A 23,281-nucleotide genomic window follows, 5' to 3' on the forward strand; every position below is an offset into this window, starting at 1 on the left:
AAAAGCCTCCAAACGGAGGCGAATTTGGGCGCTTTTGCGTCTGCTCGGCAGGGGACTGCGCGTCGGGAAGCCGTGATCTGCGAACCCGTCCGGACACCCATCGGCCGCTACGGAGGGATGTTCAAGTCGCTGAGCGCCGTCGACCTCGGTGTCGCCGCGCTCAAAGGCCTGCTGCAGCGCACCGGCCTAGCCCCCGACGCCGTCCAGGACGTCATTCTCGGCCACTGCTATCCGAGCAGCGAGGCACCCGCGATCGGGCGGGTGGTGGCCCTGGATGCCGGCCTGCCCGTGACCGTTCCGGGAATGCAGGTCGACCGGCGGTGTGGGTCCGGCCTGCAGGCGGTGATCCAGGCGTGCCTACAGGTCACCTCCGGCGACAACGACCTGGTGATCGCCGGCGGCTGCGAAAGCATGAGCAACGTCCCGTTCTACTCCACCGATATGCGTTGGGGCGGGGCACGTTCCGGCGTCCAGGTGCACGACGGTCTGGCCCGCGGGCGCACCACGGCCGGCGGCCGCTACTACCCGGTGCCGGGCGGCATGCTGGAGACCGCCGAAAATCTGCGACGGCAGTACGGGATCTCGCGGCGCGAACAAGACGAGCTGGCCGTGCGCTCACACCAGCGCGCCATCGCGGCACAGAAGAACGGCATCCTCGCCGAAGAGATCGTGCCGGTTACGGTCCGCACCCGCCAGGGTGAAGACGTGATCGCCACCGACGAACACCCGCGCGCCGACACCACGGTGGAATCGCTCGGCAAGCTCAAACCCGTTCTCGCCAAGGAAGACCCGGAGTCCACCGTGACCGCGGGCAACGCCAGCGGGCAGAACGACGCCGCGTCCATGTGTGTGGTGACCACCCCCGACAAAGCGGCCGACTTGGGCCTGACGCCGCTGGTGCGTCTGGTGTCGTGGGGTCAGGCCGGGGTGGCGCCCAACATCATGGGCATCGGGCCGGTGCCCGCCACCGATGTTTCGCTGGCCAAAGCCGGGCTCCAACTCAGCGACATCGACCTCATCGAGCTCAACGAAGCCTTTGCCGCCCAGGCCCTTGCGGTGATGCGGGAGTGGAAGTTCGGTGCCGCCGACCACGACCGCACCAACGTGCACGGCTCGGGAATCTCGCTGGGTCATCCGGTGGGAGCCACCGGTGGACGGATGCTGGCCACCCTGGCGCGCGAACTGCACCGCCGCCGGGCGCGCTACGGCCTGGAGACCATGTGTATCGGCGGCGGCCAGGGACTGGCGGCCGTGTTCGAGCGGGTGACATGAGCGGCCACTCGCTTCCGCTGCACGGCATCACCGTCATCGAGGTGTCCAGCTTCGTCGCCGCACCATTGTGCGGCATGACGCTGAATCAGCTGGGCGCAAACGTGATTCGCATTGATCCGATCGGCGGCGCGGCGGACGCGCAGCGCTGGCCATTGTCTGAGGACGGCACCTCCATCTACTGGACCGGGCTCAACAAGGGAAAGCGTTCGGTCACCGTCGATCTGCGCTCCGATGAAGGACGGGAACTGGTCCAGCGACTGGTCACCGAATCCGACGGGATCATCGTCACCAACGCCGCCGGTATGACCTGGCTGGGGTACGAGGCCCTGGCGGCAAGACGGCCCGACGTCATCCATGTTCAGCTGCTGGGGCGCGGCGACGGGTCCACCGGAGTGGACTACACCGTCAACGCCGCCGTCGGGTTCCCGCTCGTCACCGGTCCGGCCGAGCACGCCGGCCCGATCAACCACGTGTTGCCGGCCTGGGACGTCAGCTGCGGCCTGTATGCCGCGCTGGCCGTCGTGTCGGCGGTGCGCCGCCGGGACCAGTCGGGTCACGGAGCCCGCGTCAGCATCGCGCTCGAAGACGTCGCGCTGGCCACTGCGGGAAACCTGGGCCTGCTGACCGAACCGCAGGTGCTCGGGACCCAGCGGCCGCGAGTGGGTAACTCCATCTTCGGCCAGTACGGTCAGGACTTCGTGAGTCGCGATGGAGCCAGGTTCATGGTTGTCTTGTTGACGCGACGGCACTTTCGCGACCTGGTGCAGGTGACAGGCACCGGTGCGGCCGTCTCGGCGCTGGCCGAGGCGCTGCAGGTGGACTTCGGTTCGGAAGGGGACCGCTACCGGTATCGCGATGTGCTGTCGGGTCTGTTCGCCGTCTGGTTCGCCGACCACGATGCGGAGCAGATCGGCGCGGAGCTGGCCGCTACCACCGTGCTGCACGAGAGGTACCGCACCTTCGCCGAGGTGGCCGGGGACCCGAAAGTGACTCACAACCCACTGTTTTCCCGCCTGCACCAGCCGGGAGTAGGCGACTATCTGGCCCCGGCAATGCCGGCCGCCTTCGATGGTGTGCACCTCGCCAGCGCGGCCGCGCCGGCGCTCGGGGCAGACACCGCCGACGTGCTGGCCCAGTACCTGGGTCTGACGGCCGACGACATCACGCGGCTGGCCGGCGCGAAAACCATCGCAGGCTGAGAGGAATCCAGCACATGACCAAACTCGCCCAGACACTCGGACTCACCGACGTCCAGACCGAGATCGTGGCCACCGTACGTCAATTCGTCGACAAGGAGGTCATACCCAACGCCCAGGAACTCGAGCACAGCGATTCCTATCCCCAGGCCATCGTCGACGGATTGCGCGACATGGGCCTGTTCGGGCTGATGATCCCGGAGGAGTACGGCGGGCTGGGGGAGTCGCTGCTGACCTACGCGTTGTGTGTCGAAGAGCTTGCCCGCGGCTGGATGAGCGTCTCGGGCGTGCTGAACACCCATTTCATCGTCGCGTACATGCTGCGTAAGCACGGCACCGACGAACAGAAGCAACGATTCCTGCCGCGCATGGCCACCGGCGAGACGCGCGGCGCCTTCTCGATGTCAGAACCCGAACTGGGTTCGGATGTGGCCGCCATCCGCACCCGCGCCACCCGCAACTCCGACGGGACCTACACCATCGACGGCCAGAAGATGTGGCTCACCAACGGCGGTAGCTCGACGCTAGTGGCGGTGCTGGTGCGCACCGACGAAGGTGCGGACAAACCGCACCGCAACCTGACGGCCTTTCTCGTCGAGAAGCCAACGGGATTCGGCGAAGTGGTGCCCGGCCTGATCATCCCCGGCAAGATCGACAAGCTGGGATACAAGGGTATCGACACCACCGAACTCATCTTCGACGGCTATGGCGCGAGTGCCGATGACATCCTGGGGGGCCGGCCCGGCCAGGGCTTCTTCCAGATGATGGACGGCATCGAAGTCGGCAGGGTCAACGTGTCGGCCCGTGCCTGCGGGATCGCGCTCCGCGCCTTCGAACTGGCGGTGCGTTACGCCCAGCAGCGGCAGACCTTCGGCAAGCCGATCGCCGATCACCAGGCCATCGCATTCCAGTTGGCCGAGATGGCCACCAAAGTCGAAGCCGCCCATCTGATGATGGTCAACGCCGCGCGCTTGAAGGACTCCGGGGAACGCAACGACGTGGCCGCGGGAATGGCGAAATACCTTGCCAGCGAGTTCTGTTCCGAGGTGACCCAGCAGAGTTTCCGGATTCACGGCGGCTACGGCTACTCCAAGGAGTACGAGATCGAACGGTTGATGCGCGATGCCCCGTTCCTCCTGATCGGCGAGGGCACCAGCGAGATCCAGAAGTCCATCATCAGCAAGCGGCTGCTCGACGAGTACCGGGTGTGAAGCCATGACCGTTCCCGACTTCGGTGCGCGTCCGCAACTTTCCGAGGACGTCGCGGCCTTCGTGCGGAAGCGGATCTTCGAGGGCACCTACGCCGCGGGGCAGTACGTGCGACTGGACCAGCTGGCCATGGAACTGGGCATCAGCGTGACGCCCGTGCGGGAGGCACTGTTCGCGCTGCGAGCCGAAGGTCTTGTCGCCCAACAACCCCGACGCGGCTTTGTGGTGCTGCCGCTGACGCAGCGCGACCTCGCCGATGTCGCCAACGTTCAGGCCCACGTCGGCGGACAACTCGCCGCGCGTGCCGCGCTGAACATCACCGACGCCCAGTTGCGCGAACTCCAGCAGATCCAGCTCCAGCTCGAGGCCGCGTATGCCGCCGACGACGACGAGCGCACGGTGCGACTGAACCACGAGTTTCACCGGGCCATCAACATCGCCGCGGATTCCGCCAAACTCGCGCAACTGATGTCGCAGATCACCCGCTACGCCCCCGAGTCGGTGTTCCCGATGATCGAGCACTGGCCCGATCAGGCCGTCAAGGACCATCGGCGGGTGCTGGATGCGCTGGCCAGGCATGATGCGGAGCAGGCCCGTGTTGCCATGTCGGAACATCTGGCCGCCAGCGCGATTCCATTGATCGACCACCTCATCGAGCGTGGGGTGGTGGTTCGAGGCGAGCACTGACGGCCTTGTCGTGGCGTGACCGGAGACATACGCTGCCCGTACGGGTCGCAGGACAGGGGAATCAAATGCGCGTATTGCCTACCACCGCGGTGCTCATGGCCTGCGTGTCAGCGATCACGGCGGCGCCGCCGGCCGGAGCCGAGCCATTGGACCCGATACCGGGCAACGGCGTGTTCGTGGTCGGGCCTGACATAGCGCCCGGTCTCTACCGCACTGCCGGGTCGGCCTCGACGTTCGGGGTGTGGATCAACAACGTGCCGACCCAGGACTCGATGTGCGCGTGGTTCACCTACAGCACGCCCGACGCCAACAAGGAGCATGTGCTGCAGACGAACATCTCGGTCGGCCCGATGTTCGCCAACATCAACACCTCGGTCAAGGCGTTCGAGTCGCAGAACTGTCAGCCCTGGACGCGGGTGCCCTGAGCACTCAGCAGCTCCCGCAGCCGACGGGTGTCGACCTTTCCGGTACCGCCACGGGGCACGTCGTCATCGGAGTTCAGCAAGAGCCACACCGTGGGAATCTTGAACGCGCTCAGCACTTCTCGTACCGCGCTGCGCAGCTGGCCGGCGTCCAGTCCGCTACCCAGCACCGCGGCACCAACCTGGCCGTCGACGTCGGTGACGAAGGCGTTGTGGACGCCGACGACGCCGCGGAGTGCCCGTTCGACTTCACCGGGATAGACGGTGGCGCCGTTGACCTTGAACATGTCGTCGGATCGGCCGTGGAAGTAGAGAAAGCCTTGTGCGTCGAGGCGGCCCAGGTCGCCGGTGGGGTAGAAGCCGTCGGTGGTGAACACTTCTTCCCGGCTGCGCCGGCAGATGCCGCGCAGCGTGTGGGGTCCCCGCAGCTGGATCATGCCGACGGTTCCGGCCGGAACCGGTCGACCCGACTTAAGATCGACGATGCGGACTTCCATGCCGGCGAACGGTTTTCCGCAGCTGCCCCGCGCCGTGACCGGCAGGTCGGTGTCGGCCGGATAGCCGCAGTACGGTCCGAATGCCTCCGTCATGCCGAACAACGTTGCCCGCGAGCCGGGTTGGGCACGCTGCTCGAGGGGCAGCAGCGCCTCCAGGCTGCCGGGACGCAGTGCGGAAAGGTCGACATCAGCCCGATCCGGGTGACGTGCCAGGGCCTCGGCCTGATCGGGCCAGCCGCGGAACAGCGTGACCCGCTCACGTTCCAGCAACCGCAGGGTGGTGGCGGGCGCCGGCCGTTCCTCGGTTACCAGGGTGGCTCCGGCCAGCAGCGCGGAGAGGATTCCGCTGCCGAAGCCGCCTACCCAGAAAAACGGCATGGGTAGATACAGTCGACTGTCCGAGGTGATGCAGCGTGCCGCCAAGCCTGAGCGCACCGCGCCCAAAGCGCTGCCATGCGAATGGATGACGCCCTTGGGCGCGCCGCTGCTGCCCGACGTGAAGATGATGACGAGCGGATCGGCCGGGGTCACCGTTGCGGCCATGGCGTCGACGATCCGGCGGGCCGGTTCGTCGGCGGTGAGGTGCTGTAGCCCCTCGGCCGTCCAGACGCGTTGTAACGCTGGAAGTTCGGTACGCGAGACGGAATGGACGGCGTCGAGGTACCGGTGACCGCGGAACTCCTCGACGCTCACCAGGACCTGCACGGCCGCCGTCCGCAGTTGGGCGATCAGTTCGGCGGGCCGCAGCAGTGTGCTCAGCGGCACCAGCACCGCACCGATGCGGGTCGCCGCGACGGCGATCTGCACCCAGCGGGAGCAGTTGGGCATGATCAACCCGACCCGGGTGCCTTTACGCACGCCGAACCGGATCAGTGCGCCGGCCAGTTCAGCTGTGGTGGCGTCTATTTCGTGGTAGCTGAGGCGGCCGGTGGGATCGATCACCGCGGCCTTGGCGTCATGCGCGGCGGCCTGCAGTCGCACCAGACGATCGATGGTGTCAGTCATCGAACAGCGTCCTGAGTCGCAGCGCGTCGACCTTTCCGCTGGACAGCAGCGGTATCCGGCCGCGCGGCAGGGCAACGAAGCGACGTGGGATCTTGTAGGCGGAGAGTTCCGTCCGAAGGCGCAACCGCAGTGCCGCCTCGTCGAAGCCGTGCGACCCGTCGGGCAGGACGACCACGGCGGCCACCAGCTGCCCGCGCGTCGCGTCGGGTATCCCGACCACGTGCGCGGTGACGCCGATGCCGGCCATCGCCCTCTCCACCTCGGCGGCAGAGACGTTGGCGCCGGCGGTCTTGATCATGCCGCCCAGTCGGCCGGCGAAATAAAAGAATCCGTCATCGTCCGCGCGGAGCAGATCGCCGGTGTGGAACCAGCCGTCTGCGTCGAAGCACTCCTCGCGGCTGCGTTTGTAATAGCCCTGCATGACGTGCGGTCCCCGGATCCAGAGTTCGCCGACCTCGCCGGGGCGCACTTGCCCGCCGGTATCCGGGTCGACGATCAACGTCTGGAACTCCGGCGCCGGTGTGCCGTACGAGCCGCGCCGCTGCTCGGGTTGATCGGATTCGTCCGCGCTGATCAGCAGGACACTTCCAGCTTCGGTCATGCCGAGCATGTTGTGTCGCAGCTCCGGATCGGATGGGCGGACCTCCGGGGCCATGATCGGATACAGATTTCCTCGACGCAGTGACGACAGATCGCGCTCGGGGTAGGTCGGATGATCGGTCAGGTGCGCCACACCGGCCACGAAACCGTTGGTCAGGGTCGGCTTTTCGGCTTCGATCAGATCGAGCACGGCACCCGCGTCAGCCGAGTTGGAGCACACCAGAGTCGATCCGGCGACCAGCGTCGCCAGGAGTGCGAACGCGAAGCCGCCGATCCAGAAGAACGGCGAATTGCAGAACAGTCTGTCATCCGGGGTCAACCCGCGGATCGCATTGAGATTGCGCTGATGGCCGATCAGCGCGGCCTGGGTGTGCACCACCCCCTTGGGGGCACTGGTCGAACCGGACGTGTACACGATGGTCAACACGTCACAGCCATCGACGTCGTCCTCCATCGCGCGCAACAGTTCCAGGGGGACGTTCGCACTGAGCTGTGACACCCGCTCGACGTCGGCGATGTGGCGCAGCACCGGCGCGTCGGTGATGAAGAGCTCACCGTCGAGGTTCTCCCCACCGAAAGCCTCGGCGAGGCGCAGCGCGTAGTCATGGGATCGGAAAGAGCTGGCGCTCAACAGCATCGCCACATCGGCGTGCACCAGCTGTTCGCGCAGTTCGCGCGCCGTTGCGAAGGTGGAGAACGGCACCACGACCGCGCCGACACGGGCGGCCGCCAACATTGCGACCACGAAATCGGGACCGTTGGGATAGAGCAGACCCACGTGGGTGCCCTTGCCCGCTCCCAGTGCGATCAGCCCTCGGGCCAGGCGCGCCGAGCGTTGTTCGGCCTCGGAATAGCTGATGCGGTCGGCGTCGCAGACCAGCATCGGATGGCCAGGGCGCGAATCAGACTGTTGTCGAAGCAGCTTCGCGATCGTGGCCGGTTCAGTGGGCATGGTCAGGCTGGAAGAACTCGCGGATCGCGCCGAGGTCGGGTTTGCCGGAGGGCGTGCGGGGGATGCGTTCGACGACGACGATGTCGGTGGGAATCTCATATCGCGCCAGGCGCTTCCGCAGATGGGACACCAGGTCCTCGGTGGCGGCGGGTTTCCGCAGTTCCACCACGGCCACCGGCGTCTCGCCGAGCCGCGCGTCGGCGCGTGCGATGACGGCCGCCCCGGCCACCGCGGGGTGGCTCTCCAGCGCGCTGCGCACGTCGTCGGGCATCACCTTGAAGCCACCGCGGATGATGGCCTGGTCCGCCCGGCCCACGATCCAGACGAAGCCCTCCGCGTCGATGCGGGCCAGGTCCGTAGTCTTCATCCACTGCGCCGAGGTGTGCTGCGCGGGCTTGACCTCGAGCCGGCCGACTTGATCGGGGCCGACCACAGAGCCGGTCTCGTCGACGACGCGTAGCTGCGTGCCGGGATTGGCGCGGCCCACGCTGCCGCGTTTGGCCGCCCAGTACCGCTGGTGGTCGGCCAGCGTCCAGCCGGCGACACCCCCACCGAATTCGGTTGCGGCATAGGAGGTGAGCACGGGGATGCCGTACTTCGCGGTGAAGGCATCGGCGTCGTCGGCCGACAACGGTGCCGTGCCGCAGGTGACGGTGCGGACACCGGCCAGGTCGTCGCGGGTCAGGCCGGAGTGCAACACGGTCCGCAACGCTGCCGGAACCAGCGACACCGTGCGTGGCCGGTGCTTGCGTACCGCTGCGGCCCAGCTGCTGAGCTCGAAGCGATCCAACAGAACGAATGGCCGCGCTTGGACCACGCATTGCAATGCCCGGTACACGCCACCGATGTGAACCAGCGGCGAGTTTACGACCGCGACACCGCGCCGTACCTCGGCAGGCGGGGGTACCGTGCGGTAGTCCGGGCCCATCACGCTGTGGGCCAATGTGTCGTAACTTATGTCGACGCGTTTGGGTGGTCCGGTGGTGCCGCTGGTCAGCATCCGCACCGCGACCCCCGAACACGGCCCCACCACCGTCATCGACCGGTCGGGCCCTTCGAAGATGCCGGCGAGCGAAATCGTTGCGTTACCCGGGTTTTCGGTGAGTACTGCGGTCAGGTCGTCGGGTTCGCCCAGCACCACCGACAACCGCAACCCTGCGAGGTCGGCCCGGGTGCGCTCGTCCCCGCGAGCCGGGTTGATGGTCACCACGGTCGCGCCGCTCATCAGCACACCGAGCAGCGCGGCCACCTGTGCGGGCCGGTTGCGCAACAAGATTCCGACGTCGGCGCCCGGCAACGACGAACCGATCCGGCAGGCCGCCGTCCCGATCTGCCCCCAGGAGAACCACCGGCCGTCGAACTCGACGGCGGGTGCGTCCGGTTGCAAAGCCAGCGCATCGGCGATGCGCTGGCTGAGCGGGTGAACGGGCACTAGCGGATCTGGGGCTTCCGCTGCTCAGCGTCCTCCGCGGCCAGTTGCGCGGTGCCGATCGGGTTGCCCAGACGGGTATAGATCAGGCCCTGCTCCATCGCCACGCGGTAAGGCTTGTCGAGCGATTCCCAGATCGCTTTCACAGTGCCCTGGGTGGCAGCCGGCGGCTTGGTCGCGATCGCCGCCGCGATTTCGTGTGCCCGCGGCCATAAACATTCGGGCTCAATGACTTCCGACACCAGTCCGATACGCAGGGCAGTGTCGGCGCTGACGCGTTCGTCGTTGCCCATCAGCGCCATCCGCAGCGTCTCACCAAGGCCGATGCGGCGCATCAGCCCGATCGGCTCCAGCGCGCACACCAGTCCGGCGGACACATGCGAATCGAAAAAGGTTGCATCCGTGGAGCAGATGACCACATCGGATTCGTTGACGAAATAGAACGCTCCCGCGGTGCACATCCCTTGAACCGCGCACACCACCGGCTTCCACATCTTCCGCCACTTGGGGCTCAGATATTCGCCGGGGTCCTCGTGGTTCCAGATGTTGTCGGGTTGGCCATAGGACTCCCTGACATCCAGTCCGGCGCTGAAAGCCCTCGGGCCTGCAGCGCGCAACACCACCGCATGCACAGAGTCGTCGAGCTTCACCGTCCGCCATGCGTCGGCCATCTCCATGCACATGGTCCGGTTGAACGCATTGAGCCGCGTGGGCCTGTTCAGCGTGATGGTCGCGACATGGTCGGCGGCGTCGACCTCGAGTTCGATTGTTCGAAAGCTCATCAGCGGCACTGCCAATCCGGTTTGCGCTTCTCGACGAAGGCCCTGGGGCCTTCTTGCGCGTCGTCGGTGCGCAGTACCCGCTCGCGGAACGTCTCGGCCAGTATCTCGGCCTCGTGCAGTGGGACGTTGAGGCCTTTGAGGATGGCCAGTCTGGTGCCCCGGACCGCGAGCGGAGCGTTCGAGTTGACGATGTCGGCGATCTCACGGGCCCGGTCCAACAGGCGATCGTGCTCGACGACCTCGCTGACCAGCCCGAGCTGATAGGCCCGTTGCGCATCCATTCGTTCGTGCTTACCCATCAACGCCATTCGCAGCGCGATCGAGCGCGGCAGCACCCGCGATGCGCGAACCATCTCCCGTCCCGCCACCAGCCCGATGCTGACATGCGGATCGAAGAACGTGGCCTGCTCGGAGGCGATGACGATGTCGGACGTGGTCACCCAGTCCATGCCCGCCCCGCAGCACAGGCCGTTGACCGCGGTCACCACCGGTTTGGCGGTGCTTCGAAACGGTGGGGTCCCTTCCTGCGGCGCCTCCCACTGGTCGTAGGTCGACAGGTACGGCCGCTCGTAGATCACCTTGCCGTCCTCGGGGATCGCCTTGACGTCGGCTCCCGTGCAGAACGCGCGGCCGGTGCCGGTGACGATGGTCAGCCAGACCCGGTCGTCATTCTCGGCTTCGTGGTAGGCGGCCCGCAGTTCGGTGATCATGAGCGGGCTCAGGGCGTTCAGCGCCGCTGGGCGATTCAGCGTGATGGTGGCCGTATGCCCGTCGAGTTCGTAAAGGATGTTGTCGAACGCAGGCATGTCCGCTTCCCCTCTCAGCTCTCCGGAGGCCACTCAACGGCCCCGGAATTCCGGTGCGCGTCGTTGCCGAAATGCGTCCAGACCTTCTTTGAAATCCTTGGTCCGGCATGACATTTCCAGATTGAACAGCTCTTGAGTCATCGCTTGACCCAGGGTCGCGTGCGCGGCGTGGTTCATGGCCTGCTTGGCCAGCCCGATGGCAACGGTCGGGCCGCCGGCCAGGCGTGTCAGCAATGCGTCCACGGTGTCGTCGAGTTCGGATGGAGCTACGGCATCATGAATCAAACCCCAGTCGGCCGCATCCGCCGCGCCGACTTTCTCGCCCAACAACAGCATTCGCCGGGCGCGGGCGAGGCCGATCAAGCGGGGCAGCAGCCAGGTAGCACCGGAATCCGGGCTGAACCCACGCTCCACAAATGGCTCCCAGAACATGGCATCGACCGCGGCGACGGTGAAGTCGGCAGCCAGCGCGAGATTGCAGCCCATGCCGACGGCCCAGCCACGCACGCTGCAGACCACCGGTAACTGGATCATGTGGATCAGCTCGATGACGCGGTGCGCGGCGTGCGGCACTCGCCGCACCAGGGCGCCGGCGCGTGGCCGCTCGTCGCTGGAGTCGTTGGTGGCCACCCAGTCGGCGCCCGCGCAGAAGTCATTGCCGGCGCCACCGAGGTGCACCACCCGCAGCGAATCATCGGTGGCGGCCTCGGTGAGCAACTCGATCAGTCGCTCGATCATCCACGGCGTCAACGAATTTCGCCGTGCCGGTCGGTCCAGGACGATTCGCAGCATCCCGCCGCTGCGGGACGCCGTCACCGAACCTTCGGCAGCTGCCGCGCCGGCGTCCTGGCTCACCCTCGAAACCGGCCTTTCCGCCCAGCGCCCGATCGATACGGTTACCCATACAGTAGGCGATACGATTGCTACGGTGTATAAGTTAGCAAGGAAACCCTACCGGCGAAAACAGCACCGTGGGAACGCCCGAAACCGGGCAACCCGGAACGTTGAGGAAGCATGACCGACGGCACAGGCGAGGCGGCTCCCGGTAGCGCCAGGTTTGGCGAAGCGCCGCTTGCCCAGACCGTCGCTGCGGCCGGTGCCATCCGCCGCCTCACCTCGCTGCTGCTGTCACTGGAACACCCGCACCCCACCGTAGAGACCATGCTCGGCCAGTTCGCCGACTGGGAACGTGAACTGACCGCCGCGGCGCCGGCTGACGCGGCCCCGCGCATCGGTGTCCGGGCCGATGATGAGCGCCGGATCTACCTCGATCACGCGACCGACATCGGCGCCTACAACCCGTGCTTTCCCGAGTATCGCCTAGAACGACTCGACCCCGGGTACGCCACCGGTACCGTTGCCTTCCCCTTGGCCTACGAGGGACCACCCGGTTTAGTGCATGGCGGCTTCATCGGTGTTTTCTTCGATTGCGTGATGCAGCATCACAACTGCGTCGCCGGGCTCTCCGGCAAGACGCGGTCGCTGACCGTCACGTTCCGCCGCCCGACACCTGTGCTGACCGAGCTGCGGTTCGACATCACCCGGTCACGGGTCGACCGGGCGATCACGTCGACGGCCCGGCTACTGCACGACGGCGAGGTGGTGTGCGTCGGTGAGGTGAACACCGTGACCGCGCGACCCGATCAGCTCTCCACCACCCAATTCGGCAGACGCCGAAAGGAGTCCGACTCATGACCGCCACGGGCACCACCGATGACCGGGTCCTCTTTGATGTCGACCGTGAGCAGCGTATCGCCACCATCACCCTGAACAATCCGGAGCGGCGCAACACCTACGACCCGGCCATGCGCGACGCGATGGCACGGTGTCTGGATCAGGTCGCCGAAGACGACGACCTCACCGTGGTGCTGTTGCGTGGTGCCGGTGGCACATTCAGCACCGGGGCGGACATGAACAACGCGTACGGCTGGTACGGCGAAGCGGCCGGTGACGATGGTACGGCTCGGAAGAAGCCCAGTCAGCGTCGTCGGCTCACCGTGGACCGCAAGTCATTCGGCTTCTATCACAACCTGATGGGCTTCCCGAAGGTCACGGTGGGAGAGATCGCCGGGTACGCCCTGGGCGGTGGATTCGAGATGGCGTTGATGACCGATATCTCGGTGATCGCCCATGACACCAAGATCGGCATGCCGGCGACACGCTTTCTCGGTCCCGCTCTGGGTAGTCTGCACATGTTCTTCCACCGGTTGGGCCCGGTACTGGCCCGGCGCCTGCTACTGACCGGTGATGTCATCGAGGCCGGTGATGTCGCACATCTCGGGATCTTTACCGAGACATGTGATTCCGGGTCAGTGACGGCACGTGCGCGGTACTGGGCGCAGAAGGCGGCCAAGATGCCGGCCGACGGGGTCGTCATCGCCAAGGAGGCTTTCCGGCTGGTGGAACAGAGCCAGGCCTATCAGGGCGAGGAAGTCGCCAGCTACCTGTTCCACGCGTTCGGGACCAACCTGCAGTTCGCACCCGACGAGTTCAATTTCGTCAAGACCCGCGCGCAGTACGGCACCAAGGAGGCGTTCCGGTTGCGCGACCAACACTTCCACGTTCCGGAACCCGAAGGCTAGCAACCAATTCGGGCCCTAACGAGCGGTCTTGCGCCCGGCGGCCTTGCGCGGTGCGGACTTCGGCGCCTTCGATGCGCCCGCCTCGATCAATTGACCCGCGTGGTCGAGGATGCACTCGAGGCCGTATTCGAAGTTCGTCTCATCGGGGGCGGCGATGCGGTGACCCTTTCCCGTGACCTGAGCGATCAGTGGCGTGGTCTGCGGGTCCACGGCCACCGCTTCTTCGATGGAGCGCGTGCCGTCCTGCGAGGATTGGTTCTTCTCGTGCAGGCGATGCAGCACCACGGATCCGCGGACGTGCAGCGAGATTGCGGAGTAGGTGTCGAACGCATCCTCGGGCGACAGTCCCGCCTCGACCAGGTTCGCGATCGCCTTCTCCATCTCCTGGGCTCCGACGCGAGCCGCCTTGGGGCTCAGCGCCGCCCGGATCAGGATGAGGTCGCAGAGAATGGGGTTGCCCATGAACGTCTTCCGCATCAGCCGCGCGTGGTTGCGCAGTGTGTCGCGCCAGTCTTTGGCCTCGACGTACGGGGTGGCGAACACGTACTTGCTCAGCGCGCGGTCGGTCATCGCGTTGAGCAGGTCGTCCTTCTTGCGGAAGTACCAGTAGATACTGGTGACTCCGACCCCCAGGTGTTTGCCGAGCAGTGGCATGCTCAGGTTGTCAATCGAAACCTGTTCTGCCAGTTCGAAAGCGCCGCTGATGATGTCGTCGGGATTGATGGACCCGCGTTCGCGCCGCTGCCGCTTCTCCGCGGTCGCCTGCTTTGCCACTCCGGGGTACCTCCAGTGATATCTGCCCCGCTCACGGGCTTTCCGTCTGCTACTGTAATACCTATCGTAGGCTTTTTGATAAAGATCGCCGAGCGGGCGGACTCAGAACGTGCTGCACCCATCGAATGAGCCACAGGCTAGGCCATGGAGCCCGTCCTGGCGAATGCCGTCGCTCGCGGCTGTGACGGGGAAGGCCGCCGATGGCGACCGCAAGTGAGGCGCGGGCCTGGGCGCGGGGTGCCTTGCGGGGGATCGGTGATTCCCTGTACACGCCGTTCTGTGGCACCGACGGAGACGATATCGACTGGGACGCCTACCGGACGCTGGTGCGCTACTGCGTCGGCGACCTCGGCCACCCGATGCTGTGGTGTACCTCCGGGCTCGCGGAGTTCTGGGCGCTGACCCTCGAGGAGCGAAAGCGCTTGCTGGAGGTGGCGATCGAGGAGGGGCGACGGACGAACCCCGACGTCGTCGTGCAGGCCTGTACCGCCGCCATGAGCGCCAAGGATTGTCTGGATCTGACGCTGCACGCTCAGCAGGCCGGGGCGGACATCGCCTACATTCAGACGCCGATGATGGAGGCGCACGGCGGCGAAGGCGTGCTGCGTTTCTTCTCCTACATCGCCGCGCGAACGGATATCGCGTTGGGGATGTTCAATTCCCCGTCGTCGGGGTATGTGCTGACTGCGGACGAAAGTGCGAGGATCTATCACGAAGTGCCGGCGGTGTGCGCGACGAAGGAGGGCGCCTTCCGTCCCGAGAGCAGTCGGCGCCTGCATGAACTTGCGCCCGGTCTGGTGCTCTGGGAGTGCGACCGCACGGTGTATCGGGCCGGATGGCTGCGCGCCGGCATCGTCTGTCCGGCGCAGCTGGGTACCGCCGGTTATCTCCTCGAAACGCCGCGGCGCCGGTTGTTCTCCGAGTACTGGGATCTGGTGATGGCCGACAAACTTCTCGAGGCGATGGACTATGGCCGGGAGTCGGGGCTGGACCAGTTCGACTTGGACGTCGGCTCGTGGTGGACCTGTTATCCCGGGCGTCCCGACTACTTCACCCACTGGGCCGGGGCATTCAAATACGCGGCGTCTCTGCTGGGGCTGCCGATTGGGTCGTACCCGCATTCGCGGCCGCCGCAGGCGGAGTTACCCGCCGAGGCCAAGCCTCAGATCGAGGCCGCATACAGTCGGCTGGGACTGCTCGACTAGATCCAAAGGTATTGCGCCACAGGTCTATTGCATGAGGAAGGCCCGGTCGGCTGACCGGGCCTCCGCACACTCGTCGGCTACCTACTGGTGTGCCTCTTGACGCGCTTCCTGCACCTTGGCCTCGCCACGGGCAGCCTCGGCCTGAGCCTCGTACTTGGCGGCGTCGCGCTGGGCCTCGGCCTTGTCCTGCTGAGCCTTGCCCTCGTCGACCAGGTCGTTGCGGCCGGTCACCGTGCCGACGACCTCTTTGGCCTTGCCCTTGACGTCCTCGACGACACCCTTGATGGCCTCGGCCGGACCGCTGTTCTCGTTCGCCATTGCGCTCTCCTTTTCGTTTGTTGTCGCTGCCGGTCTTTTCCCGGTGGGAGGGTCAGCGCAAACGATCTGGCGATGTGTCGCTCGTCACGGACGGCGGTGCCGACGGAGTCGTGGACGCGGCCGCCGTCTGCGCGCCGGCGGTGAGCCGGCGGCGGGCCCACAGCGCGACCGCAGCCACCCCACCGATCAACGACAGCCAGAACAACAGCTGGCTGAGCATCCACGCGAGCTGGGCGCGCAACGCCAGCCCGCGCGCCTGTCCTACGCGGTGGGCGACTGCTTTCGTCGTGGTCATGAGTCCTCCTGAGGCGAGTTTCTGCTATCCGGTAACCCCGCCAGCCGTCTGCCAAACCCGGATCAGCCCCTGGATTACCGCCCTGGAAAGGCGGGCATACCCGTCCGGATCAAATGTGACGGCAGTCGTCGCTTTCGAAAGGACTGAAAAATGCTCACTCTCGGCGTCATCGGCTGGATCGTCATCGGCGGCCTGGCCGGCTGGATAGGCAGCAAAATTATGAAGACCGACGGGCAGATGGGTCTCTTCCTCAACATCGTGGTCGGCGTCACCGGAGGGTTGTTGGGCGGTTTTCTGCTGCGTGGCTTCGGTGTGAACGTGGCGGGTGGTGGACTGCTCTTCTCGTTTCTCACTTGCCTGTTGGGCGCGGTCATCCTGCTGGCGATCGTCAAGCTGGTCTCCGGGCGCCGAGTGTCCCGTTAGTTAGCCGAACGCGCTGCGCGCGACGTCTTCGCACGCTTGCCGCTGCTCGCGGAACCAGATACCGAGAGGTATCGAAAGGTATACGGTATGGGTGAACAATCCGCCGGCATTCCGCGAGGAGTCACTGATGAGCGCAGCAGACGCCGAAAACGCGGTGCTGTATGAGGCCACTCCGACCGGTGTCGCGATCGTCACGCTCAATCGTCCGGATCGGCTCAACGCCTGGGGTCCCGACATGGCGGAGCCCTTTTACGCGGCGGTAGATCGCGCCGAGCACGACCCCTCGATCAAGGTGATCGTGGTGACCGGCCGGGGTCGCGCGTTCTGTGCCGGCGCCCACCTGGGTGCGCCCGGATCGGCGGCCCGCGTAGGCGAGTCGCTGGAAAATGCCGGCGGCAAGAGCGTCGCGGATCTGGTGGGGGAACGGCCGCCGCACTTCGTGACCGAATTGCGCAAGCCGGTCATCGCGGCGATCAACGGGCCGTGCGTCGGAATCGGATTGACTCAGGCACTGATGTGCGACGTCCGATTCGCCGCGGCCGGAGCCAAATTCGGCGCGGTGTTCGCCCGCCGCGGTCTCATCGCCGAGTTCGGCATCTCCTGGATCCTGCCGCGTCTGGTCGGTTGGGGTGTGGCGCTGGACCTGCTGCTGAGCGGCCGCACATTCCTGGCCGACGAGGCGGCCCAACTGGGTCTGGTCAAGGAAGTCGTACCGCCCGAGAAGCTCATGGCGCGGGTCCTCGAATATGCCGACGACATCGCCGCATTCTGTTCTCCGGCGGCAATGGCGGTGATCAAGCGCCAGGCCTACGGAGACACCACCCGAGATGTCGTCACCGCCACCGCGGACGCCGAAGCGCTGATGTGGGAGGCCCTTCCGCGGCCCGATGTCGTGGAAGGCATCGTCAGCTTCCTGCAGAAGCGGCCACCGCACTTCCCGTCGCTCTCCGACATCTGACCAGCCTTTATCTCGTAGCCGTCCACACGGTCTTCGACTGCGCGGCATCTTTCACACTCCGCAACCGTCGATACTTCGTGGGCAATGCAATACCCGGTAGGGTATATTTCTATCGGATGCACGACCGAAGTCCGTCGCAACGAAGGTCAAACGACCCTTCCGGCGCTTCGGAACCGGCGCGAGACTCACTGAAGCAATGCCGATAGACGAGGGGAACCGTCATGCTCACCCTTCTCAAGCGAGCCTGGATACCGCTTGTCGTCGTTGTCGCCGTCGCATTGGGCGGCATCGCCGTTCAGCGACTGCGTGGCGTCTTCGGCTCAGACAAGCTGTTCTCGACGACCGGGAGCGCCGCCGAGACGATCGTGCCCTTCAACCCGAAGACCGTGACCTACGAGGTTTTCGGGCCCAGTGACACGAGCGGAAGCCTGAGCTACCTGAACAAGGATGCGGTGGCCGAGGAAGCGAAGTTCAGCAGTCTGCCGTGGACGTACACGATTTCGACGACGAACCCGGCCGTCATCGCCAACGTCGTGGCGCAGGGCGACAGCGACCGCATCGGCTGCCGTATCACCGTCAACGGCGATGTCAGGGACGAACAGTCATCCACCGGGCATCACGCCCAGACCTTCTGTCTGGTGAAAGCCGCATGAATACCAACGCCGACAGCCGTCCGCGCTTCATGCGCTTTGTCCGGGCGTTCGCCATTCCGATCATCCTGGTCTGGCTGCTCTTGACGCTCGCCGTCAATCTCCTGGTGCCGCCGATCGAATCGGTCGCCCGCACCCATGCGGTGACGATGTCGCCGCAGGACGCACCCGCAATGATCGCGGCCAAGCGTATCGGCGCTACCTTCCACGAGTCCGACTCGGACAGCATCGTGATGGTCGTCCTGGAGAGCAACAAAGACTTAGGCGACCAGGCACACGCGTACTACGACGGACTCATCACAAAGCTGGCTGCGGACACCAAACACGTTCAGCACGTTCAGAATCTGTGGGGCGACCGGATCACCGCCGCGGGTTCTCAGAGCGGGGACGGCAAGGCGGCCTACGTCCAGCTCAACGTGGCCGGCAATCAGGGCAGCACGCTGGGAAACGAGTCCGTCGACGCGGTCCGCAAGATCGTCGACGAGTCCAAACCGCCGCCCGGCCTCAAGACCTACGTGACCGGCCCGGCGGCGCTGACGACAGACATGAACGAAGCGGCCGACAAAAGCATGTTCAAGATGATGGGCGTGACTGGTGTGGTCATCATGATCATGCTGTTCGTGGTCTACCGCTCCGTCGTCACGGTGCTGCTGGTTCTGGTGATGGTCGGCTTCGAAATGGGCACGGCCAGAGGAGTGATCGCGCTCCTCGGACGCTACGACCTGTTGGGCTTTTCGACGTTCGTCGTCGCCATGCTGTCGTCGCTGGCCATCGCGGCCGGCACGGACTACGCGATCTTCCTGATCGGACGCTATCAGGAGGCGCGTCAGAACGGCGAGGACCGGGAAACGGCCTACTACAGCATGTTTCGCGGTACCTATCACGTCATCCTGGGGTCGGGCCTGACGATCGCCGGTGCGTCCTTCTGCCTGCACTTCGCGCGACTGTCGTACTTCAAGGCCCTCGGCATCCCGTCGGCGCTGGGCCTGCTCATCGTGATCGCGGGCGCGCTGACCGCGGCGCCGGCGATCGTCGCGGTGGCGACCCGATTCGGACTGCTCGATCCCAAGCGGATGATCAAGACGCGGGGATGGCGCCGGATGGGCACCGCGACCGTCCGCTGGCCGGGACCGATTTTCGTGGCGTCACTGCTCATCGCACTGGTCGGGCTGCTCATCGTGCCGACGATGTCGATCAGCTACAACGACCGCTACTACATCCCGTCGAATCTGCCGTCCAACGTCGGATACAACGCCGCGGAAAAGCATTTCAGCGCTGCCCGGCTCAATCCCGACATCCTCATGATCGAGGGCGACCATGACATGCGGAACTCCAGCGACATGATCATCCTGGACCGGATCGCCAAGGACATCTTCCGGACGCCCGGAATCGCCCGCGTCCAGAGCATCACCAGACCACTGGGCGGGCCGATCGAGCACAGTTCGATCCCGTTCCAGGTCAGCATGCAAGCATTGCCGATTCAACAGAACCTGCAGTTCATGAAGGACCGGATGGCCGACATGCTCACCATGAGTGACGATCTCGGCGTCATGATCGGCTCAATGCAACGCATGCAGGGCTTGATGAAGCAGATGAGCGGGACGACTCACCACATGGTGGGCGATATGGGTGCTATGAAGGCCACGCTCGACGAGATGCGGGATCATCTGGCGGACTTCGACGACTTCGCGCGGCCGTTCCGCAGCTACTTGTATTGGGAGCAGCACTGTTTCAACATTCCCGCGTGCTGGGCGGCGAAGTCGGTGTTCGAGGCGATCGACGGGGTGGACAAGTTCAGTTCCGACATGACCACGCTGATCGGCGACATGAACAATATCGACGCGCTGTTGCCCAAGATGCTGGCAGAGTTCCCGCCGATCATCGCGGTCGCGCAGTCGATGCAGGGGACCCTGCTGACGCTGCACAGCAGCTTCTCCGGTCTGGTCACGCAGATGTCGCGGATGACCGATACCGCAAGCGCGATGGGTCAGGCATTCGACTCCTCCAAAGCCGACGACTACTTCTATCTGCCGCCGGAGGCGTTCGACAACCCCGACTTTCAACGGGGCCTGAAGCTGTTCTTGTCGCCGGACGGCAAGGCGGCCCGGTTCATCATCACCCACGACTCCGACCCGGCGACGCCCAAAGGCATTGCGGCGGTCAAGCCGGAACTCAATGCCGCACACGAAGCCGTCAAAGGCACACCGCTGGCCAACGCCAAGTTCTATCTCACCGGCACGGCCGCGGTCTACAACGACATCCAGACCGGCTCCCAGTTCGACCTGTTGATCGTCGGAATCGCGGCGCTGACACTGATTTTCGTGGTGATGGTGGTCATCACCCGAGCGCTGGTGGCATCGCTGGTCATCGTCGGCACGGTCTTGTTGTCGCTAGGAGCGGCGTTCGGGCTGTCGGTCCTGGTGTGGCAGCACATCCTCGGCCTGGACCTGAACTGGATCGCGCCGGTGTTCGGCCTGATCATCCTGTTGGCCGTCGGGTCCGACTACAACCTGTTGCTCGTCTCGAGATTCCAGGAGGAGATCGGCGCGGGATTGCGGACCGGGATCATCCGCTCGATGGGTGAGACCGGTGGCGTCGTCACTGCGGCGGGTCTGGTTTTCGCGTTCACCATGATGTCGATGGCGGCCAGTGATCTGAGCTCAATCGGCCAGGCCGGCAGCACGATTGGGCTCGGCCTGCTGTTCGACACCCTGATCGTGCGATCGCTGATGACTCCCTCGATCGCCGCGCTGCTCGGCAGGTGGTTCTGGTGGCCGCTCAAGGTGCGGCCCCGCCCGGCCAGCTCGATGCTGCGGCCCTTCGGCCCCCGCCGATTGGTGCGCTCGCTGCTGCTGGGTGAAGAGGGCGATGCTCCGGCGGTCAAGCGTCAGGAGCCTGTCGGTGCCAGCGTCTAGTGAGCCGCCGGCAATCAGTGGGCGCGAATTATCCTCATCATCCGGAGATTGATACGGGCGAAGCGCCACAGCTGGACGAAAAGGTTCTGACGCCTTCGCAATGTCGCGTTGGTCGGCAGGGGGGCGTCCGCGATGCGCTCGGCTGTTTCCATGTTGACGTGCGAGTCCATGTCGGTCATGAGAGGACCTTTCACTCGGGGATCAGCCACCAGAACGGCCTTGCCTTTGCTTTGTAGATGAAGAGGTAATGCAGTAGCGCCTTGATCCAGTGTCCTGCCAAGCCGAGTTCGCCTGAGGTGCCGGCAATGTCGCGGCCTGTTTGGGGATACTTCACCGGATCGGGGACTACCGGGAACATCGTCATCGCGGCCGCAGATCCCTCGCGGAGTCCGGTACCTGCCGACGCGACACACGCTGCGCCCATGCTCGCCATCGAGGCGCGGTGGGCAGGAGCGCTGGCCCCCTTGGCAATACGGTCTCTGATGGTTTCAGCGACCGTCTTGGCCATCACTCCCGATGGCATACCGGTACGCGGCGGACTGGGGGTGATGACGGTCCCGTTTGGGCTCTTGCGCGGTTTGGAGATCGGGTGCGGAGGCGCAAACGCGATCCCGGGCGCGAAAATGTTCGGGTACGCGATGGACTCATAGGTATGCGGCCAGTCGTCGGCGGTCCATTCGTCGTACGGCTTGCCGGAATAGTCGGCGTCCACCTTGAGGAATCCTGACGGGGCGAAAAGAGTGGATGTGATGTCTTTGCCGTCTCTGTCATACGCGGCCAAACTTGCGCCCTTGAATGGCGGCAGGAGCATTGCGAAGTCGAAGTCGAGGTCGTGCTCTTCACCGTCGAGTTGTTCATACCGCAACTTGCCGTCCATCACCTCGTGCACAGCGGCCTCGGTGATGGCTTTGACGCCTCGCTCACGGAACAGCGATTCGGTCCACATGCGGCTGGACTGCACGAAGCCTTTCTCGACGAAGCTCATGCCCCCGACGCCGAAGTCACCCAGTTCGTGTTCGTTTGTCAGATAAACGATATCGGCCAAATCTCGGACTCCGGCAGTGCGTAGTGTGTGCTCGACGTTGAAGGCATATTCGAATGCCGCACCTTCGCAGGTGCACGTGCCGTGCCCGACGCCGATCACGAGTCGCTGCCGGTGACCCGCCTTCAGTTTGGCGATGACCTCATCGAGCGCCTTGGCCGCTTGGGTGGCATGCTCTGCTGTGCAGACGGAGTAAGAATGTCCTGTCGGGCCTAGGCCGGGCGTGGCTGCGAAGTTCAGTTGCGGGCCCGTGGCGTTGACCAGGTAGTCGTAAGTGAGGTTCGCGGTCTCGCCCTCCCGGGCCGGCTCCGTGTAGACGAAGTCCACCGACGGCATCGACTGTTCGCCTTTGCCTTCGGGGTGGATCGCCGTCGCGAGTCCCTGATGGAACTCGATGCCTTTGCGGCGGTAGATCGGCCTTAGTGGAATGAGCACCTTGGACGCATCCATGCGGCCGACGCCGACCCAGATGTTGGATGGGATCCAGTTCCAGTCGGCGTTCGGGGAAACGACGACTACTTCGTGCGTGCGGTCGAGCCACCGGCGCAGATGCAGCGCGGCCGTATGGCCGGCGATGCCGGCGCCGAGGATGAGAACTCGTGCCATCATTGCTCCCTCTGTCAGAGGTCCACCGAGGGCCGGGGGCCCTTGCCCAGTATATACCTATGGGGGTATCTATGGGCGTTAGCCGCGAATCATGCCCTCGGGATCAGAATGGCTGGGGCGGACTGGCTTTCCTAGGGCCGAATGGCCCCAATAAGCGCGATCGCTGCGTCTTCCGCAAGCCACGCGGCGCAAGAGGAAATACCACGGGGGGTATAACTGTTCAAAATGTATAGGCCTGCACCCGCCCGGCGCAGGTCACTAGGAGAGATAAGGAACAGCAATGACCGTCAAAACCCTCACCGCAGACGATTTCGAAGCAACGATCGTGACCAACTCGATTGTGCTGGTGGACTTCTGGGCGCCGTGGTGTGGTCCGTGTCGAGGCTTCGCGCCGGTTTTCGAGCGGTCCGCGCAACAGCACGCCGACGTCGTGCACGCCAAGGTCGACACCGATGCGGAGCGGGAACTCGCCGCGACGGTGGGAATCCGCTCGGTGCCCACGATCATGGCGTTCCGCGACGGGATCCTGGTGTACAGCCAGGCCGGGGCGATGCCGCCCGCGGTCTTGGAAGACCTGATCGGCAAGGTCAAAGGCCTGGACATGAACGCGGTGCGCGCCCAGATCGCCCAGCGCAAGGCGGCCGCCAGCGCCTGAC

The 23,281-nt window shown here is 65.2% G+C and carries 24 protein-coding genes; 13 read left to right on the forward strand and 11 right to left on the reverse strand.

Features of this window, described 5'->3' with window-relative positions:
- The first annotated feature begins 24 nt into the window (after positions 1–24).
- From ACNQS7_RS28540 to ACNQS7_RS28560, 5 genes are all read left to right on the forward strand, one after another.
- Positions 25–1,272, forward strand: a complete 1,248-nt coding sequence (locus ACNQS7_RS28540; protein WP_418015170.1) for an acetyl-CoA C-acetyltransferase — start codon at positions 25–27, stop codon at positions 1,270–1,272.
- The gene (locus ACNQS7_RS28545; protein WP_418015171.1) at positions 1,269–2,471 is read left to right on the forward strand and encodes a CoA transferase; all 1,203 of its coding nucleotides are present in this window, start codon (positions 1,269–1,271) and stop codon (positions 2,469–2,471) included. Before ACNQS7_RS28540 ends, ACNQS7_RS28545 begins: the two co-directional genes overlap by 4 nt.
- Positions 2,472–2,485: 14 nt before the next feature.
- The gene (locus tag ACNQS7_RS28550; protein WP_418015172.1) at positions 2,486–3,679 is read left to right on the forward strand and encodes an acyl-CoA dehydrogenase family protein; all 1,194 of its coding nucleotides are present in this window, start codon (positions 2,486–2,488) and stop codon (positions 3,677–3,679) included.
- Between the two features lie 4 nt (positions 3,680–3,683).
- Positions 3,684–4,364: a GntR family transcriptional regulator gene (locus tag ACNQS7_RS28555; RefSeq protein WP_418015173.1), complete on the forward strand. Its 681-nt coding sequence runs from the start codon at positions 3,684–3,686 to the stop codon at positions 4,362–4,364.
- Between the two features lie 65 nt (positions 4,365–4,429).
- Complete coding sequence (locus tag ACNQS7_RS28560) at positions 4,430–4,789, forward strand: hypothetical protein (RefSeq protein WP_055579641.1); 360 nt, start codon at positions 4,430–4,432, stop codon at positions 4,787–4,789.
- Here ACNQS7_RS28560 and ACNQS7_RS28565 read toward each other — a convergent pair.
- From ACNQS7_RS28565 to ACNQS7_RS28590, 6 genes are read right to left on the reverse strand one after another with little or no spacing between them, the layout of a single operon-like run.
- Positions 4,765–6,288 (reverse strand): class I adenylate-forming enzyme family protein, encoded by a 1,524-nt coding sequence (locus ACNQS7_RS28565; RefSeq protein ID WP_418015174.1) that lies wholly within the window; start codon positions 6,286–6,288, stop codon positions 4,765–4,767. The genes ACNQS7_RS28560 and ACNQS7_RS28565 overlap by 25 nt on opposite strands.
- A complete protein-coding gene (locus ACNQS7_RS28570; RefSeq protein WP_418015175.1) occupies positions 6,281–7,840 on the reverse strand; it encodes a class I adenylate-forming enzyme family protein in 1,560 nt (519 codons plus the stop codon). The genes ACNQS7_RS28565 and ACNQS7_RS28570 overlap by 8 nt, the downstream gene beginning before the upstream one ends.
- A complete protein-coding gene (locus tag ACNQS7_RS28575) occupies positions 7,830–9,272 on the reverse strand; it encodes a class I adenylate-forming enzyme family protein (RefSeq protein ID WP_418015176.1) in 1,443 nt (480 codons plus the stop codon). Before ACNQS7_RS28575 ends, ACNQS7_RS28570 begins: the two co-directional genes overlap by 11 nt.
- Entirely contained in the window at positions 9,272–10,051 is a 780-nt protein-coding gene (locus ACNQS7_RS28580; RefSeq protein WP_418015177.1) for an enoyl-CoA hydratase/isomerase family protein, read from the reverse strand. The genes ACNQS7_RS28575 and ACNQS7_RS28580 overlap by 1 nt, the downstream gene beginning before the upstream one ends.
- Complete coding sequence (locus tag ACNQS7_RS28585) at positions 10,051–10,857, reverse strand: enoyl-CoA hydratase/isomerase family protein (RefSeq protein WP_418015178.1); 807 nt, start codon at positions 10,855–10,857, stop codon at positions 10,051–10,053. The genes ACNQS7_RS28580 and ACNQS7_RS28585 overlap by 1 nt, the downstream gene beginning before the upstream one ends.
- Before the next feature lie 33 nt (positions 10,858–10,890).
- Positions 10,891–11,712 carry an enoyl-CoA hydratase/isomerase family protein gene (locus ACNQS7_RS28590; protein WP_418015179.1) on the reverse strand — a complete coding sequence of 274 codons (822 nt, stop codon included), beginning with the start codon at positions 11,710–11,712 and terminating at the stop codon, positions 10,891–10,893.
- A gap of 159 nt (positions 11,713–11,871) precedes the next feature.
- On the opposite strand from ACNQS7_RS28590, the gene ACNQS7_RS28595 reads away from it, so the two are divergent.
- Together ACNQS7_RS28595 and ACNQS7_RS28600 are read left to right on the forward strand one after the other, a co-directional pair.
- Positions 11,872–12,552 (forward strand): PaaI family thioesterase, encoded by a 681-nt coding sequence (locus tag ACNQS7_RS28595; protein ID WP_418015180.1) that lies wholly within the window; start codon positions 11,872–11,874, stop codon positions 12,550–12,552.
- A complete protein-coding gene (locus ACNQS7_RS28600) occupies positions 12,549–13,439 on the forward strand; it encodes an enoyl-CoA hydratase/isomerase family protein (protein ID WP_418015181.1) in 891 nt (296 codons plus the stop codon). Before ACNQS7_RS28595 ends, ACNQS7_RS28600 begins: the two co-directional genes overlap by 4 nt.
- Before the next feature lie 15 nt (positions 13,440–13,454).
- On the opposite strand, the gene ACNQS7_RS28605 is transcribed toward ACNQS7_RS28600, so the two are convergent.
- Positions 13,455–14,213, reverse strand: coding sequence for a TetR/AcrR family transcriptional regulator (locus ACNQS7_RS28605; protein ID WP_418015182.1), 759 nt, complete (start codon positions 14,211–14,213; stop codon positions 13,455–13,457).
- Positions 14,214–14,413: 200 nt separating this feature from the next.
- Here ACNQS7_RS28605 and ACNQS7_RS28610 point away from each other — a divergent pair, with 200 nt between their 5' ends.
- Complete coding sequence (locus ACNQS7_RS28610; protein WP_418015183.1) at positions 14,414–15,418, forward strand: dihydrodipicolinate synthase family protein; 1,005 nt, start codon at positions 14,414–14,416, stop codon at positions 15,416–15,418.
- Positions 15,419–15,499: 81 nt separating this feature from the next.
- On the opposite strand, the gene ACNQS7_RS28615 is transcribed toward ACNQS7_RS28610, so the two are convergent.
- On the reverse strand, positions 15,500–15,736 hold the full coding sequence (locus ACNQS7_RS28615) for a CsbD family protein (protein WP_055579650.1): 237 nt from the start codon (positions 15,734–15,736) through the stop codon (positions 15,500–15,502).
- Between the two features lie 52 nt (positions 15,737–15,788).
- On the reverse strand, positions 15,789–16,031 hold the full coding sequence (locus ACNQS7_RS28620) for a hypothetical protein (RefSeq protein ID WP_418015184.1): 243 nt from the start codon (positions 16,029–16,031) through the stop codon (positions 15,789–15,791).
- Between the two features lie 150 nt (positions 16,032–16,181).
- Between ACNQS7_RS28620 and ACNQS7_RS28625 the strand changes: the two genes are divergently transcribed.
- From ACNQS7_RS28625 to ACNQS7_RS28640, 4 genes are all read left to right on the forward strand, one after another.
- Positions 16,182–16,454, forward strand: coding sequence for a GlsB/YeaQ/YmgE family stress response membrane protein (locus ACNQS7_RS28625; RefSeq protein WP_418015185.1), 273 nt, complete (start codon positions 16,182–16,184; stop codon positions 16,452–16,454).
- 127 nt (positions 16,455–16,581) lie between these two features.
- A complete protein-coding gene (locus ACNQS7_RS28630) occupies positions 16,582–17,412 on the forward strand; it encodes an enoyl-CoA hydratase (RefSeq protein WP_418015186.1) in 831 nt (276 codons plus the stop codon).
- Between the two features lie 221 nt (positions 17,413–17,633).
- The gene (locus ACNQS7_RS28635; RefSeq protein WP_418015187.1) at positions 17,634–18,065 is read left to right on the forward strand and encodes an MmpS family transport accessory protein; all 432 of its coding nucleotides are present in this window, start codon (positions 17,634–17,636) and stop codon (positions 18,063–18,065) included.
- The gene (locus ACNQS7_RS28640) at positions 18,062–20,977 is read left to right on the forward strand and encodes an RND family transporter (RefSeq protein ID WP_418015188.1); all 2,916 of its coding nucleotides are present in this window, start codon (positions 18,062–18,064) and stop codon (positions 20,975–20,977) included. The genes ACNQS7_RS28635 and ACNQS7_RS28640 overlap by 4 nt, the downstream gene beginning before the upstream one ends.
- A 14-nt stretch (positions 20,978–20,991) precedes the next feature.
- Here ACNQS7_RS28640 and ACNQS7_RS28645 read toward each other — a convergent pair whose 3' ends face one another.
- On the reverse strand, positions 20,992–21,156 hold the full coding sequence (locus ACNQS7_RS28645; protein ID WP_418015189.1) for a hypothetical protein: 165 nt from the start codon (positions 21,154–21,156) through the stop codon (positions 20,992–20,994).
- Between the two features lie 11 nt (positions 21,157–21,167).
- The gene (locus tag ACNQS7_RS28650) at positions 21,168–22,625 is read right to left on the reverse strand and encodes an NAD(P)/FAD-dependent oxidoreductase (protein WP_418015190.1); all 1,458 of its coding nucleotides are present in this window, start codon (positions 22,623–22,625) and stop codon (positions 21,168–21,170) included.
- Between the two features lie 280 nt (positions 22,626–22,905).
- Between ACNQS7_RS28650 and trxA the strand changes: the two genes are divergently transcribed.
- Positions 22,906–23,280 carry a thioredoxin gene (trxA, locus tag ACNQS7_RS28655; RefSeq protein WP_418015191.1) on the forward strand — a complete coding sequence of 125 codons (375 nt, stop codon included), beginning with the start codon at positions 22,906–22,908 and terminating at the stop codon, positions 23,278–23,280.
- The last annotated feature ends 1 nt before the right edge of the window (position 23,281 follow it).

The sequence above is a fragment of the Mycobacterium sp. 23 genome (genome assembly GCF_048287075.1).
In the GTDB taxonomy this organism is placed as follows: Bacteria; Actinomycetota; Actinomycetes; order Mycobacteriales; family Mycobacteriaceae; genus Mycobacterium; species Mycobacterium gordonae_B.

Bases quoted from the DNA above. Each gene is read 5' to 3' on its own strand.
- ACNQS7_RS28545 (WP_418015171.1), top strand. From the start codon at position 1,269: ATGAGCGGCCACTCGCTTCCGCTGCACGGCATCACCGTCATCGAGGTG.
- ACNQS7_RS28550 (WP_418015172.1), top strand. From the start codon at position 2,486: ATGACCAAACTCGCCCAGACACTCGGACTCACCGACGTCCAGACCGAG.
- ACNQS7_RS28555 (WP_418015173.1), top strand. From the start codon at position 3,684: ATGACCGTTCCCGACTTCGGTGCGCGTCCGCAACTTTCCGAGGACGTC.
- ACNQS7_RS28560 (WP_055579641.1), top strand. From the start codon at position 4,430: ATGCGCGTATTGCCTACCACCGCGGTGCTCATGGCCTGCGTGTCAGCG.
- ACNQS7_RS28565 (WP_418015174.1), bottom strand. From the start codon at position 6,288: ATGACTGACACCATCGATCGTCTGGTGCGACTGCAGGCCGCCGCGCAT.
- ACNQS7_RS28570 (WP_418015175.1), bottom strand. From the start codon at position 7,840: ATGCCCACTGAACCGGCCACGATCGCGAAGCTGCTTCGACAACAGTCT.
- ACNQS7_RS28580 (WP_418015177.1), bottom strand. From the start codon at position 10,051: ATGAGCTTTCGAACAATCGAACTCGAGGTCGACGCCGCCGACCATGTC.
- ACNQS7_RS28585 (WP_418015178.1), bottom strand. From the start codon at position 10,857: ATGCCTGCGTTCGACAACATCCTTTACGAACTCGACGGGCATACGGCC.
- ACNQS7_RS28595 (WP_418015180.1), top strand. From the start codon at position 11,872: ATGACCGACGGCACAGGCGAGGCGGCTCCCGGTAGCGCCAGGTTTGGC.
- ACNQS7_RS28600 (WP_418015181.1), top strand. From the start codon at position 12,549: ATGACCGCCACGGGCACCACCGATGACCGGGTCCTCTTTGATGTCGAC.
- ACNQS7_RS28610 (WP_418015183.1), top strand. From the start codon at position 14,414: ATGGCGACCGCAAGTGAGGCGCGGGCCTGGGCGCGGGGTGCCTTGCGG.
- ACNQS7_RS28615 (WP_055579650.1), bottom strand. From the start codon at position 15,736: ATGGCGAACGAGAACAGCGGTCCGGCCGAGGCCATCAAGGGTGTCGTC.
- ACNQS7_RS28620 (WP_418015184.1), bottom strand. From the start codon at position 16,031: ATGACCACGACGAAAGCAGTCGCCCACCGCGTAGGACAGGCGCGCGGG.
- ACNQS7_RS28625 (WP_418015185.1), top strand. From the start codon at position 16,182: ATGCTCACTCTCGGCGTCATCGGCTGGATCGTCATCGGCGGCCTGGCC.
- ACNQS7_RS28630 (WP_418015186.1), top strand. From the start codon at position 16,582: ATGAGCGCAGCAGACGCCGAAAACGCGGTGCTGTATGAGGCCACTCCG.
- ACNQS7_RS28635 (WP_418015187.1), top strand. From the start codon at position 17,634: ATGCTCACCCTTCTCAAGCGAGCCTGGATACCGCTTGTCGTCGTTGTC.
- ACNQS7_RS28640 (WP_418015188.1), top strand. From the start codon at position 18,062: ATGAATACCAACGCCGACAGCCGTCCGCGCTTCATGCGCTTTGTCCGG.
- ACNQS7_RS28645 (WP_418015189.1), bottom strand. From the start codon at position 21,156: ATGACCGACATGGACTCGCACGTCAACATGGAAACAGCCGAGCGCATC.
- ACNQS7_RS28650 (WP_418015190.1), bottom strand. From the start codon at position 22,625: ATGGCACGAGTTCTCATCCTCGGCGCCGGCATCGCCGGCCATACGGCC.
- trxA (WP_418015191.1), top strand. From the start codon at position 22,906: ATGACCGTCAAAACCCTCACCGCAGACGATTTCGAAGCAACGATCGTG.